This is a genomic window from Enterobacter sp. BIDMC 29, from assembly GCF_019378755.1.
GTDB lineage: Bacteria > Pseudomonadota > Gammaproteobacteria > Enterobacterales > Enterobacteriaceae > Enterobacter > Enterobacter ludwigii.
In genome coordinates this window covers 346,852-360,589 of record NZ_CP080000.1, presented here as the reverse complement: position 1 = coordinate 360,589, position 13,738 = coordinate 346,852, and the positions used below count along the sequence as shown (strand labels likewise).

Annotated in this window: 13 protein-coding genes and 1 pseudogene; 6 read left to right on the top strand and 8 right to left on the bottom strand. The window is 56.7% G+C overall.

The features are described from left to right. Positions 1-269 (bottom strand): hypothetical protein (locus tag JTA15_RS01595; protein WP_219372792.1); only part of this gene is annotated, 269 nt, incomplete at its 3' end. Further along, positions 266-2,299, bottom strand: a complete 2,034-nt coding sequence (betT, locus tag JTA15_RS01590; protein WP_014169058.1) for a choline BCCT transporter BetT — start codon at positions 2,297-2,299, stop codon at positions 266-268. The genes betT and JTA15_RS01595, both read right to left, overlap by 4 nt. 128 nt (positions 2,300-2,427) lie before the next feature. On the opposite strand from betT, the gene betI reads away from it, so the two are divergent. The 3 genes from betI to betA are packed head-to-tail and all read left to right on the top strand — an operon-like array spanning position 2,428 to position 6,179. Further along, on the top strand, positions 2,428-3,015 hold the full coding sequence (betI, locus tag JTA15_RS01585; protein ID WP_020885037.1) for a transcriptional regulator BetI: 588 nt from the start codon (positions 2,428-2,430) through the stop codon (positions 3,013-3,015). Positions 3,016-3,028: 13 nt separating this feature from the next. Beyond that, positions 3,029-4,501, top strand: coding sequence for a betaine-aldehyde dehydrogenase (gene betB, locus JTA15_RS01580; RefSeq protein ID WP_219372790.1), 1,473 nt, complete (start codon positions 3,029-3,031; stop codon positions 4,499-4,501). Positions 4,502-4,514: 13 nt separating this feature from the next. Continuing rightward, on the top strand, positions 4,515-6,179 hold the full coding sequence (betA, locus tag JTA15_RS01575; protein WP_121340115.1) for a choline dehydrogenase: 1,665 nt from the start codon (positions 4,515-4,517) through the stop codon (positions 6,177-6,179). Between the two features lie 46 nt (positions 6,180-6,225). Here the strand turns inward: betA and JTA15_RS01570 are convergent, their stop codons facing one another. The 5 genes from JTA15_RS01570 to budA form a co-directional block, all read right to left on the bottom strand. After that, positions 6,226-6,924 carry a GNAT family N-acetyltransferase gene (locus JTA15_RS01570; RefSeq protein ID WP_014169054.1) on the bottom strand — a complete coding sequence of 233 codons (699 nt, stop codon included), beginning with the start codon at positions 6,922-6,924 and terminating at the stop codon, positions 6,226-6,228. Positions 6,925-7,087: 163 nt separating this feature from the next. Further along, positions 7,088-7,561 carry a cold-shock protein gene (locus tag JTA15_RS01565; RefSeq protein WP_014169053.1) on the bottom strand — a complete coding sequence of 158 codons (474 nt, stop codon included), beginning with the start codon at positions 7,559-7,561 and terminating at the stop codon, positions 7,088-7,090. Positions 7,562-7,692: 131 nt separating this feature from the next. Continuing rightward, the gene (locus JTA15_RS01560; protein WP_020885040.1) at positions 7,693-8,463 is read right to left on the bottom strand and encodes a (S)-acetoin forming diacetyl reductase; all 771 of its coding nucleotides are present in this window, start codon (positions 8,461-8,463) and stop codon (positions 7,693-7,695) included. A gap of 20 nt (positions 8,464-8,483) precedes the next feature. Beyond that, entirely contained in the window at positions 8,484-10,205 is a 1,722-nt protein-coding gene (alsS, locus tag JTA15_RS01555; RefSeq protein WP_219372789.1) for an acetolactate synthase AlsS, read from the bottom strand. After that, a complete protein-coding gene (budA, locus tag JTA15_RS01550) occupies positions 10,177-10,956 on the bottom strand; it encodes an acetolactate decarboxylase (protein ID WP_025204708.1) in 780 nt (259 codons plus the stop codon). Before budA ends, alsS begins: the two co-directional genes overlap by 29 nt. Before the next feature lie 105 nt (positions 10,957-11,061). On the opposite strand from budA, the gene JTA15_RS01545 reads away from it, so the two are divergent. From JTA15_RS01545 to JTA15_RS01535, 3 genes and pseudogenes are all read left to right on the top strand, one after another. Further along, the gene (locus JTA15_RS01545; protein ID WP_020885043.1) at positions 11,062-11,943 is read left to right on the top strand and encodes a LysR family transcriptional regulator; all 882 of its coding nucleotides are present in this window, start codon (positions 11,062-11,064) and stop codon (positions 11,941-11,943) included. A gap of 185 nt (positions 11,944-12,128) precedes the next feature. Continuing rightward, positions 12,129-12,263, top strand: a pseudogene (locus JTA15_RS01540) (ash family protein); the annotation flags it as partial. Between the two features lie 26 nt (positions 12,264-12,289). Continuing rightward, positions 12,290-12,745 (top strand): hypothetical protein, encoded by a 456-nt coding sequence (locus JTA15_RS01535; protein ID WP_219372788.1) that lies wholly within the window; start codon positions 12,290-12,292, stop codon positions 12,743-12,745. Between the two features lie 86 nt (positions 12,746-12,831). On the opposite strand, the gene JTA15_RS01530 is transcribed toward JTA15_RS01535, so the two are convergent. Further along, a complete protein-coding gene (locus JTA15_RS01530; protein WP_219372787.1) occupies positions 12,832-13,620 on the bottom strand; it encodes a phosphotransferase family protein in 789 nt (262 codons plus the stop codon). Positions 13,621-13,738 lie beyond the last annotated feature (118 nt).

Here is a 13,738-nt window from a genome sequence, read left to right as displayed (position 1 = left end):
GAGCCGTTAATCTCAACACCGCCATCGCCTTTAAGCCACACGTAAGCTGGGTTCGTCATTTTTATCTCCTTATAAAAACCAGCAGTATTATCGTAAATCGCTTTTTGAATTAATGCATTTGTGCCTGAGGAATGACTGATAAAAACAGATAAGGCAGATAAATATAAAAAAAGAATGGGCAAATAGCAGTGCTGCTGAGTCGTAAAGGATAAGCAGTCGTAGAACGGGGCCAGAACTGGCCCCGCGGTTTTATTCAATTCAGTGCTCAAACATCCGGGAACATCACGCTATTCCCCGGCGCCTCGCGATGGAGGTGAATAAAGTTCAGGTGCCGCTCATACTGATCCAGTATGTCCGTTATTACCTGTTCCTTACTGTAATCCATCAGGTCATTCCCCTGGCTCCCTTCCAGCAGGAACGTCTCAAGGCGGTAATACGTTGATTTCCCACTGCGTGCGCGATAGGTAAACCCGGGCACCGAATACTGCTGTGGCCAAATCTGGTAGACAAAGTTTTGTTCGTCGCCCATATGCACCAGCAGGTCCAGGTGTCCCAGGGTCTCACCGTCGTCCGGCGGCAGGTTTTTCAGTTCAACATACGCACCACGCAGCTTCAGCTCCTGCGCCACCTCTTCCATCGCCGGGAAGCAGACCGTTTCCATCATCTGTTTGGTGTAGCGCGTGCCCGGATAGTTCATCAGGCGTGACAACCGCTTTTTCCAGCTCAGTCTGTCCTGCGCACCCATCGGGCGTGGCGCGGTGTCGCGGCTGGCGCTGACGCGGCGGTAATCTTCCACCTTGAGAGATTTATACAGCCCGGCCATCACGAAGAAGATCACGAAACTGAACGGCAGCCCCATGATCACCGTGGTGTTCTGCAGGGCAGAAATACCGTTGGTCATCAGCATGCCCAGGGTCAGCAGGCCAATGGCGACAGACCAGAAGATGCGCAGCCAGTTAGGGGCATCGCTGTTGATGTCCTTGAGCTTCGAGGTAAAGTTCCCCAGCACCAGCGCGCCGGAATCCGCCGAGGTGACGTAAAACAGCAGGCCGGTAATGGTCGCAACAGAGGCGCTAAAGGTAAACGCCGGATACTGCGCCAGCAGGCTGTAGAACCCCCGCTCCGGATGCACCATCGCTTCCTGCGCAAACGTCGCATTGCCGTGAATGATCTCGTGCAGCGCGCTGTTGCCGAACACCGACAGCCACAGCAGCGTAAAGGTGAACGGGATAATCAGCGTGCCCATCACAAACTGACGAATGGTACGTCCACGCGAAATACGCGCCAGGAACAGGCCAACAAACGGCGACCACGCGACCCACCACGCCCAGAAGAACAGCGTCCAGTTGTTCATCCACTCGACCGGGCGATCGAAGGCGAAGCTGTTCAACGTCATACCCATAAAGCGGTTCACGTAATCACCCACGTTCAGCACTAACGCATTGAGCAGGAATGACGTATCGCCCATAAACAGCACGAACAGGATCAGCCCCAGCGCCAGCGCGACGTTCAGCTCAGAAAGCACGCGAATGCCCTTGTCCACGCCGGAGGTAACCGAAATGGTGGCGATAATCACCGACAGCGCGATCAGCGCCGCTTTGGCCGCCATGGAATCCGGGATATCAAACAGCACGCTCAGACCGTAGTTGAGCTGCACCACGCCGATACCGAGCGTGGTGGCGATCCCAAAGATGGTGCCAATCACCGCCGCAATATCCACGGTGTGTCCAATCGGTCCGTTAATTTTTTTACCGAAAATCGGATAGAGCGCGGAGCGGATCGTGAGGGGTAAATTATAACGATAGCTAAAGTATCCGAGCGCCATACCCATCAGGGCATACATCGACCAGCCGGTTAAGCCGTAGTGGAACAATGTCCAGACCATCGCCTGTCGCGCAGCCTCCATCGTCTGCCCCGCCCCTTCCGGTGGCTGCATATATTGCGTGACCGGTTCCGCCACGGAGAAGAACATCAGGTCAATACCAATGCCCGCGGCAAACAGCATCGCGGCCCAGCTCAGCAGGCTGAACTCGGGTTTTGACTGTTCCGGCCCGAGCTTTACCGAGCCAAAGCGCGAGCAGGCGATGCAGACGACGAAGACGATATAGAGCGTCGCCGCCAGCAAGTAGTACCAGCCGAAGGTCTTCGACACCCAGTTAAGGGTGCGCCCAATCCACTCGGCAGAAAAATCGCTAAAGAAGATCGTCATCAGGGAAAACAACAAAATCAGTCCTGCGGATGTATAAAAAACAACCGGATTGATTTTGTCCTTTTCTCTGTCTTGCGAAAGATCTGTCATCCAGTATCCCCACTGTTTTTGTAACTATTGAAATCCAAAACCGCAACAATTAAGACACATTTTATATTGAACGTCCAATCAAAAACCGCTTTAATGGTTAACCAACGCTGATGAATGGAGTGGCAAAAATGCCCAAAGTGGGGATGCAGCCAATCCGGCGCAGGCAACTGATCGACGCCACGCTGGAAGCAATAAATGAAGTGGGAATGCATGACGCGACCATCGCGCAGATCGCCCGTCGGGCGGGCGTTTCCACGGGGATCATCAGTCACTATTTCAAGGACAAAAATGGCCTGCTGGAAGCGACCATGCGCGACATCACCGGCCAGCTGCGCGACGCGGTATTGAACCGTTTGCATGCCTTACCGCACGGCAGCGCTGAGCAGCGTCTGCAGGCGATTGTCGGCGGCAATTTTGATGAAACCCAGATCAGCGGCGCGGCAATGAAAGCCTGGCTGGCCTTCTGGGCGAGCAGCATGCATCAGCCAATGCTCTACCGTCTGCAACAGGTGAGCAGTCGCCGTCTGCTGTCGAACCTGGTGTATGAGTTCCGCCGCGAGCTGCCGCGCGAACAGGCGCAGGAGGCGGGTTACGGGCTCGCGGCGCTGATTGACGGGCTGTGGCTGCGCGCCGCGCTGAGTGGCAAACCGCTGGATAAAACCCTGGCCCAGTCGCTCACCAGCCACTTTATTAGCCAGCATTTACCGACCGATTAACCGAGGAGAATTTATGTCCCGAATGGCAGAACAGCAGCTTTATATCAATGGTGGTTATACATCGGCCACCAGCGGTCGCACCTTCGAGACCATCAACCCGGCCAACGGTGAAGTCCTGGCGACCGTTCAGGCCGCCGGGCGCGAGGATGTTGATCGCGCCGTAGAAAGCGCGCAGCGCGGGCAAAAAATCTGGGCGGCAATGAGCGCCATGGAGCGCTCGCGCATTCTGCGCCGTGCGGTAGACATTCTTCGTGAGCGTAACGACGAGCTGGCGAAGCTGGAAACCCTCGACACCGGCAAAGCGTACTCAGAAACCAGCACCGTTGATATCGTCACCGGCGCGGACGTGCTGGAGTACTACGCAGGGCTGATCCCGGCGCTGGAAGGCAGCCAGATCCCCCTGCGCGATACCTCATTTGTCTATACCCGTCGTGAACCGCTGGGCGTGGTCGCGGGCATTGGCGCGTGGAACTACCCGATCCAGATCACCCTGTGGAAATCCGCGCCAGCGCTGGCCGCAGGTAACGCGATGATCTTCAAACCGAGCGAAGTGACGCCCCTCACCGCCCTGAAGCTTGCCGAAATCTACACCGAAGCGGGTCTGCCGGACGGCGTGTTTAACGTTCTGCCGGGCGTGGGCGCAGAAACCGGCCAGTTCCTGACCGAGCACCCGGGCATCGCCAAAGTCTCCTTCACCGGCGGCGTTGCCAGCGGCAAAAAAGTGATGGCCAATTCGGCGGCCTCGTCCCTGAAAGAGGTGACGATGGAGTTGGGCGGGAAATCCCCGCTGGTTATTTTCGACGATGCCGACCTGGATCTCGCGGCGGACATCGCCATGATGGCCAACTTCTTCAGTTCCGGCCAGGTATGCACCAACGGCACCCGCGTGTTCGTGCCGGCGAAATTCAAAGCCGCGTTTGAGCAGAAAATTGTTGATCGCGTGGCACGTATTCGCGCGGGCGATCTGTTCGATGAACGCACCAACTTTGGCCCACTGGTGAGCTTCCCGCACCGCGAAAACGTGCTGCGCTATATCGCCAAAGGCAAAGAGGAAGGCGCGCGTGTGCTGTGCGGTGGCGACGTGCTGAAAGGCGAAGGCTTTGACAACGGCGCGTGGGTGGCTCCCACCGTGTTCACCGACTGCACCGATGAGATGACCATCGTGCGCGAAGAGATCTTCGGGCCGGTGATGTCCATCCTCACGTACGAAACCGACGAAGAGGTGATTCGTCGCGCCAACGACACCGAGTACGGTCTGGCGGCGGGCATCGTGACTGCCGACCTGAACCGCGCACACAGCGCGATCCACGAGCTTGAAGCGGGTATCTGCTGGATCAACACCTGGGGTGAATCCGCGGCAGAGATGCCGGTTGGTGGCTACAAACACTCCGGCATTGGCCGCGAGAACGGCGTAATGACGCTCCAGAGTTATACCCAGGTGAAGTCCATCCAGGTTGAGATGGGTAAATTCCAGTCCATATTTTAACCGGGAGGTTTTTTTGCAATTTGACTACATCATTATTGGTGCCGGCTCTGCCGGCAACGTACTGGCAACACGACTGACGGAAGATCCCAATACCACCGTTCTGCTGCTAGAAGCGGGCGGCCCGGATTACCGTTTTGACTTCCGCACCCAGATGCCTGCCGCGCTGGCGTTTCCCTTGCAGGGCAAGCGTTACAACTGGGCGTATGAAACCGAGCCCGAGCCGCACATGAACAACCGCCGTATGGAGTGCGGTCGCGGCAAAGGGCTGGGCGGCTCATCCCTGATCAACGGCATGTGCTACATCCGCGGTAACGCGATGGATCTGGACAACTGGGCAACTGAGCCGGGTCTGGAACACTGGAGCTATCTCAACTGCCTGCCCTACTACCGTAAGGCTGAGACCCGTGACGTGGGGCCAAACGACTACCACGGCGGCGACGGCCCGGTGAGCGTGACCACCTCTAAACCCGGCGTAAACCCGCTGTTTGAAGCGATGGTAGAAGCCGGTGTGCAGGCGGGCTACCCGCGTACTGACGATCTTAACGGCTATCAGCAGGAAGGCTTCGGCCCGATGGACAGAACCGTGACGCCGCAGGGCCGTCGCGCCAGTACCGCACGCGGCTATCTGGATCAGGCGAAATCACGCCCGAATCTGACCATTCGCACCCATGCCATGACCGATCACATTATTTTTGACGGCAAACGCGCGACAGGCGTCGAGTGGCTGGAAGGCGAGAGCACGATTCCGTCAAAAGCGACGGCCAGCAAAGAGGTGCTGCTGTGCGCCGGGGCGATTGCCTCTCCGCAGATCCTGCAGCGCTCCGGCGTGGGTAACGCGGAACTGCTGAAGCAGTTTGACATCCCGCTGGTACATGACCTCCCGGGTGTGGGTGAAAACCTGCAGGATCACTTAGAGATGTACCTGCAGTACGAGTGCAAAGAGCCGGTCTCTCTCTACCCTGCCCTGCAGTGGTGGAACCAGCCGAAGATTGGCGCGGAGTGGCTGTTTGGCGGCACCGGCGTGGGAGCGAGCAACCACTTTGAAGCGGGCGGGTTTATCCGCAGCCGCGAGGAGTTTGAATGGCCGAATATTCAATACCACTTCCTGCCGGTCGCCATTAACTACAACGGGTCGAACGCGGTCAAAGAGCACGGCTTCCAGTGCCACGTTGGCTCCATGCGCTCACCAAGCCGCGGGAGTGTACGGATTAAATCACGCGATCCGCATCAGCATCCGGCGATCCTGTTCAACTATATGTCCCACGAACAGGACTGGCAGGAGTTTCGCGATGCTATCCGCATCACCCGTGAGATCATGCACCAGCCGGCGCTGGATAAATACCGTGGACGGGAAATCAGTCCGGGCATTGAGTGCCAGACCGACGAACAGCTGGACGAGTTTGTGCGTAACCACGCTGAGACTGCCTTCCACCCGTGCGGCACTTGTAAGATGGGGTATGACGAAATGGCCGTGGTCGACGGCGAAGGTCGCGTTCATGGGCTGGAAGGATTGCGCGTGGTGGATGCGTCCATTATGCCGCAGATCATCACCGGCAACCTGAACGCCACCACCATCATGATTGGCGAGAAAATTGCCGATGCCATTCGCGGGCGCGAGCCGCTGGCGAAGAGTACCGCGGCATATTATGTCGCCAACGGTGCACCGGTTCGCCTGTAACGCAGTTTGCTAAGCAGCCTCTCTCCCAACGGGAGAGGGGCATATTTTACAGACGAAACGCCTCCAGCTTTTTACGCTGCCGCCCTTCCCCGTCAAAATTCGCTTCAGCCAGCCAGGCGCGGAGTTCGGCATCCCGCTGTGGCCATTCGCCATCAATGATTGACAGCATGTCGCTGTCGCGGTTGCGCCCTTTGCGCACCAGCTTCTGACGCAGCCGGCCTTCCCAGACAAACCCCAGCCTTTCCGCCGCATTACGCGAGGCAGTGTTCATTGAATCGCACTTCCACTCCAGCCGACGATAGCCATGCTCGAATGCATTCCTGAGCAGCAGCCATACGGTTTCCGTGCCGAGGCGGGAGCCTTTCATCTTGCGTGACCAGGTGACGTGGCCGATCTCCACCGACCCTTGCATGCGCTCTATTGCCATATAGCTCACCAGCCCCACCGCTTGCCCGGTACGTAAATCGATGACGGCGTACGGCACCAGCTCATCATCCAGTACTTTGCCAAGGACCCATTCTGCGGTGTCTTCAACGCTCACGGGCTGGGTGCTGACAAGCCACGTCCAGTCGCTGTCGTCCCCCAGCGCATAGGCCTCATACAAATCCGCGGCGTGGCGTTCGGCATCCAGCGGCTCCAGACGACAATACTGACCGACGAGCGGAGTGCGGGTTAACGCACGGGCGCATTTCCAGTCGGGGACGATATCGTTAACAGTTTGACCATGTTGATTAAGCTCGGGCACGGCGTTGACTCCCGGAAGGATAAGGGTTTTGTTATAGCAGGTTAAAAAGCGGACGAAAAGAGACGCGGCGTATTGCCTGCTGGGGAAAACGGGAGGGAGTGGCGTTTGCACGCCAGGATGACAGCGGTACGCCGGGTAAGACGTCGCCCTACCCGACAAAACATTATTTCAGCAGCTTCACCGTAGCGTCGATGTCGATCTCATCTTCCGTGAAGATCATCGTCGTATTCTGGAAGGTGGTGATAGCCAGCTTCTTCACCGTGCGCATTTCACCCGGTTTTTTGTCAGACTTGGGTTTGATGTTGTTCATCAGCAGCCCCACGGACAGTACCGCGTTCTCTTTATCGATGCCGGTATCTGCTGGCTCTTCTTCGCTAAACACCACAAACGATTTGATCGAAGTGAGCTTCACGCGCTCGCCTGCGATATAGAGGTGTTTGCTTTCCGGGATCACCTTCACCGCATAGGCGGAAAGGCCTTTGTTGTTGGTTGTGGGCTCGAAGGTCACCGCTGCGTCTTTCTTAATCAGATCAGGGTTGGCGACCTTAATCACATGAAAATAGCGGTTGTCACCGTTTTCATCTTTGATAAATCCAAAGCCTTTATCTTTAAACCACGTTGTGATTGTACCGTTCATCGCTGTTACCGCCTGTCAGATCTCTAAGACTAAAGTTTTGCAGCGCGCAGTGTAATCCACAATGGCTGAGGAGACAAAAAAAAGCCCCTGCACGGGGGCAGGGGAAAACTCATGTCAGAGCTTATTAGTATTTAGTTGAACACCATACCACCGTCAATCAACAGGGACTGACCGGTCATGTAGTCGGAATCTGGCCCGGCGAGATAAGAGACGCAGGCGGCCACATCTTCGGGTTCGGACAATCTGCCAAGCGTAATGCGTTTGGCAAACGTTTCAGTGCCGTAGCCGAGCGGTTTACCCGCCGCTTCGGAGACCTGGCGGTCAATTTCCGCCCACATCGGCGTTTTGACGATGCCCGGGCAGTAAGCGTTAACGGTGATCCCTAATGGCGCAAGGTCACGTGCCGCCGTCTGGGTTAACCCGCGTACCGCAAACTTACTGGAACTGTAGACCGCCAGTTCAGGGTTCCCGGTATGGCCTGCCTGGGAACAGGCGTTGATGATCTTGCCGCCGTGCCCTTCTTTACGGAAGGCGTCAATGGCAGCCTGGATACCCCAGATAACCCCTTTGACGTTGATGTTGTAAACTTTGTCGACAATTTCCGGGGTGATCGACTCAATTGGCGTGGAAGGCGCGATCCCGGCATTGTTGACGATCACGTTGAAACCGCCCAGCGCAGTGCGGGCTTTTTCCACCGCTGCAAACACCTGCTCGCGGCTGGAGACATCCACCTTCACGGCGACGGCCTTCCCCCCATTGCGAGTGATCTCATCGGCAACGGCTTTTGCCGTCTCTTCGTTGTAATCCGCGATGGCGACGGCAAAACCGTCTTTCACCAGGCGAAGCGCAATCGCTTTACCAATCCCCTGGCCTGAGCCTGTTACGAGAGCAACTTTTTGCATTTCTCTGTCCTTATATTGATTCACAAAATCTGGCTGAGATGGAGCTGGCCCATCAGCAGCGGGTTATCGCTATAGTCGACGGGAATGGCGACCACGGCCGGGCCATCGACATCCATTGCAGCACGCAGCGTAGGCTCCAGCGCATCCGCGCTCTCGACGGCAAAGCCTTTCGCCCCGAAGGCATCGGCATAGACTTTGAAATCGACCGGGCCGAACTCTACGCCGGAAAGGCGCTGGTATTTTTTCTCTTCCTGGATCGCCACCATGTTGTAGGCGTTGTCTACCCAGATGATGTGCAGCACATTGGCGTTAAGACGCACGGCGGTTTCCAGCTCCATGCTCGACTGCAGGAAGCCGCCGTCACCGGACACCGAGACCACCTTGCGGCCAGGATTGACCAGCCACGCACCAATCGCCCACGGCAGTGCAACACCCATGGTCTGCTGACCGTTAGAGATCATGACCTGACGTGCGCGGAAGCTATAGAGATAGCGGGCGATCCAGATGTGGAAGCTCCCCATATCAACGGTGAGCGTAACGTCGTTATTGACGATGTCCTGCATGGCCCGCACGATGCGCAGCGGATGCAGGGCAAACTGATTAAGCGAGGCGCCACGGCGATCGAGCAGATCCCGTTGATGCTGACGATCGACCAGGATTTCTGACGCACGCGCGCTGAGCTCCAGCTTGTGGCCGATCCGGCTGGCGAGCAGGTTCAGCGTTTCGGCGATGTCCCCCACCAGCTCGAGGTCAGGCACATAATTGCGTTCTTCATAGGCGGGCAGCACATCGATATGCACCAGCGTGGCGTCGCCGCTGTTCCACATGGACGGTTCGTATTCCACCGGGCTGTAACCGATGCAGATAATCAGATCCGCCAGATGGAGCAATCTGTCGCCTGCCTGGTTGTTAAAGAGGCCGACACGTCCGGCAAAGCGGGTGAAATGTTCCTGATTCACCGCCCCGGCCGCCTGATAGGTACTGGTGACCGGGATGCGGCTTTTCTCCAGCAGCTTACGCAGCGCGGCGCTGTTGGCAGGCTGGCTGGCCATCAGGCCCAGTAAAATGACCGGATTCTTGGCTTTTTCGATAAGCTTCGCCACATCGTTAATGGCGGACTCCGGTGCCGGCCCCATTTTGGCAGTACTGCTGCCCGGCAAAATCGCGCCCGTGGCGGGCTGGTCGACAATATCCTGCGGCAGGCTGACGAACGCGCCCCCAGGCCTGCCGTGCTCGGCGGCGCGAAACGCGTTCGAGACCACTTCGGCAATCGCATCCGGTGAACTCACCTCTACGGCGTACTTCGTCACCGGGCTGAACATGGCGACCGTGTCCATGCTCTGATGCACCAGCTTCGCTTTATCTGCCCGCTTCACGGCACCGCCCAGCGCGACCACCGGATCGCCCTCACTGTTGGCGGTGGCAATCCCGGTGATAAGGTTTGAGCAGCCCGGTCCGGAGGTGACCAACGCGACCCCGGCCTTGCCGGTCAGGCGCCCTACCGCTGCGGCCATAAACGCCGCGTTCGCTTCGTGGCGCACGGGAATGATTTCGATGGAGGAATCGAGCAAGGAATCAAACACTTTGTCGATTTTTGCACCCGGAATACCGAAAACCTGCTTCACGCCCTGCGCTTCCAGCTGGCCTACGACCATATCGGCGCCATGCGCCCACTGACGTGCCTGTTTATCACTGTTCACGGTGGTTCTCCTGTTAGTTTTCGACGGAACGGATTGCAGCATCAAGGTTGCTGGGGTGAAGGTTGGCCTGTAAAAATGCGCTGTCGGCAGGCAGGTCGATCATCAGTTTGTGAATTTCACCGAAGGTCAGCACGCCGCTCTCCAGCTGGTAGTCGAGCAGGTGCCCGCCGCCCTGACGATCGTCGGTGATAAAATGTTCGTGATATCCCGCGACGTTAATGCCCTGCATATGCTGCGGCGTGCGGAACCCGACCAGTACCCCTTCTCGCTGGTTAAAGCGGAACACCGGCTGGTCGTCCAGCACGTCGGTCATCGCACGGTATGGCGGCTTTTGACGCGGAACGGTACGGGTGTGGGCGTGGCGGAAATTACCGTCGATGCGTAACGCACAGAACAGGTTATCGGAGGGGATTTGCTGGTCGATCACGTCATGGATCTGCTGACGGCTGACCGGCGCATCGAAGGTTTTGCGATACTGCGGCTGGAACCAGGTCATCACCGCAAACGGTGTTTTTTGCTCCGGCTTCGCGGCACGGGCACTCCCGTCGGCGCGCAGCTGATACACCTGGCTGCTGAAGGCAATCATTTCGCCATCCAGCTCGTTGAACGTACCCAGACCAAAATCGCCGTGCGCAAGCAGATCGGCGATAGTGGTATCCCCCTCGTACACGCCGCTTAACAGGGCGCTCATTAGCGATGTCTGATAGATCACGCTGTCAGGATGCTGGGCAGAAAACCCACGCAGGGTCTCGCACAAACTGGCCTCACAGTCGCATGCAGATGAATGCACCATCATGCTCGTCCTCTTCAACTTTATTTAGAAAGGTTAAATAAATGTTGACCCGATTCAGCATAGAGTTCCAATATAGAATCCATGCTGGTTTGAGACGTTTTTGATATGGAACTTCGTTATCTGCGGTATTTTGTCGCCGTTGCACGTGAGCGACACTTCACCAAAGCGGCCAAAGCGCTGGGTATTTCACAGCCTCCTCTGAGTCAGCAGATTAAACGGCTCGAGGAAGAAGTGGGCACGCCGTTATTCAGACGTCTGACGCGAGGCGTGGAGCTGACTGAAGCGGGAGAAGCCTTCTATGAGGACGCCTGTAAGATCCTGGCGCTGAGCGACGCCGCGCTGGAGAAAGCCCGGGGCATTGCCCGCGGGCTGAACGGCAGTCTGTCGATTGGGATCACCAGTTCAGACGCCTTTCACCCCAAAATCTTCACCCTTATTCGCCAGTATCAGCTGCAGAACATGGCGGTGAGAGTGCACCAGGTAGAAGCCAATATGTCTTCGCTGACGGCGATGCTGGCGGAGGGTGAGCTGGATATCGCGTTTGTGCGTCTGCCGTGTGAGAGCAGCAAAGCGTTTGAGCTAAAAATTCTCGACCGTGAGCCGATGGTTGTGGCGCTGCATCGCGACCATCCACTGGCGAAGTGTGGATCGCTGGCGCTGGACCAGCTTCGTGATACGCCGGTCGTTTTGTTCCCGCAGGAGGTCGCGCCAGGGCTGTACGATCGCGTTTACGGCTGCTGCGAGCGAGCCGGAATTGACGTGCAGCACACGCTGCAGTCTTCGCAACTTTCCTCTTCCCTGAGCATGGTGTCAGCTGGCGGCGGGTTCGCCCTGGTGCCGAAGTCGATGGCCGCCATTTCGCCCCCCAATGTGACCTACCATGCGCTGACATCACCGGAGCTTTATACCGATATCGCGCTGTGCTGGCGGCGTTTTGAACGTTCGCGGACGGTGAAACGGTTTCTGGCGATGCTGAGTGAAGGGTAATGGCGCGGCGTTGCTTGCGCCCGCTAAGGCCTTTCTGGAAGCCGCCTCGCAAACCTGCAAGTAACCCTGTGTAATTCAGGGTTACTGCTTTTCTTACTCTCCTCCCGGCCGTAAAGTGCCTGCGTTGCGGCACATCCGCAACCGGGCGTAGGAACCCGTTGGCATAAAGCGATTTTTTTTGTCGCGACAGCGCATATACCGTTAAAATCACGGTGGCGCTGGCGGAGCAGCCGAAAGGCTGGCCGTTTTTCTTTATGCACGGTATTCCTACCTCCGTCAGCGCTACCCCCCAAGAGCGTAGGAACTCACCGGGCGGTTAATAATTTTTGCATAAAGAGGATGCCATATGGCTACTATCCCTTCCCTGTCTTACGCGCTCTCTGAAGAAAGCGCTATACACCATCTGCTTCATCTACAACTGCCTGAATCTGCAGATCTCTTCGAACTGGCCGATGCCTGCACCGCGTATGTAAGCGTGCTGGTAGAAACTGACGATGCGGTCACCCATGCAACACTGTGCACGCGTTTGCTGGCAGTCCTTAAACGCCTTCGCGCGCGTTGTGATTCTGCCCTCCCGCCTTATCTGGTCGAACAGCTGATTGCAGGAGAGAAGATTGTCTCCTGCGTTCCGGACTGCTGGCAGGATACGTCGCTCCAGGTGGACTATGCGCTGGCGTTAACGCAGGCGGTAATGGACGGAACATTGCCTGCAAACGTGGCAAAAGAGCTGACCGGTCTGCTACATGATATGGTCTGGCTGCTGGCGGAGTTCGTGAAAGAGCCGTATATCACGGCGCACTAAGGCCAGAGCTTAAGGGCCGAAATTCAGCTGGTCTGTGAGCCAGAATTTCGGCCTTAATAATATAAAAAACTCATGCAGACGAAGGGTTAAAGTACTGAGATAGCCTCGTCCAGCCAGCCGGGAAGCGTTTCTCTGTACCAGTTCAGATACAGCTCAAAATCTGTTTTATTTCGATCATAGAGCAGGGACACCACCTCTGACACAATCCATGCTTTAGCAAAGGTTATTTCCGTCGCTAGCTGTCGGGCAGGCATATGCAGATAATGCACGCTGTAACGCTCCGCAAGCTGTAAAATGCTTTGCCTGGAGCCCATCCCCTTTACCAGCGGGGCGAGGTCGATAGCCGGACTGCCCGTGCCAAACCTTTCCCAGTCAAAGAGAACCCACTCTCCGTTTTCTCTCCTCCCCCAGTTACCGGCATTGGTATCCCCTGAGATTAAACATTTCTGCCGAAACAAAACGCTGCCCGCTTGCTGAAAACAGCGCATCTGGTGGGCCGCGCGGTCCGGTAATTTCAAAAGCGCCAATGATTTATGAAGCGCTTTCTCGGACCAGGAATGAGGGTGATACACCCAGGTTGGGTCCGGTGGAGTGCGATGAAGATGAGAGAGGCATTTCAATATGTCATCCCCCGACACCTCATCCTGAGACACTTTTCCAGGGATATATTCCAGCCTTAACCGGCGTAGATGTGGATCGGCAGACAACAGCGTCGGCGTTTTGATCCCCCTGCTGTTGAGCTCTTCCGCTGCACGCTCGTAGAAAGCGTATTCCACAGGGCTAACAGGGCATTTATCTATGACTTGCTGACCATATTGATCCACCAAACGCTGCACTTTTGCCGCACCCATTTGGGATAAATTCTCCGCAGACATACATGACTCCCTGTGTCAGGTTTGGCTTTAAGGGATAAGTGTAGTGTGATGCGGAGGGATCAGGGGCATTGCGGTTTACGGGCAGTGTTGCGGGTTGTGGGAAGGTCCGCTTAGAGCG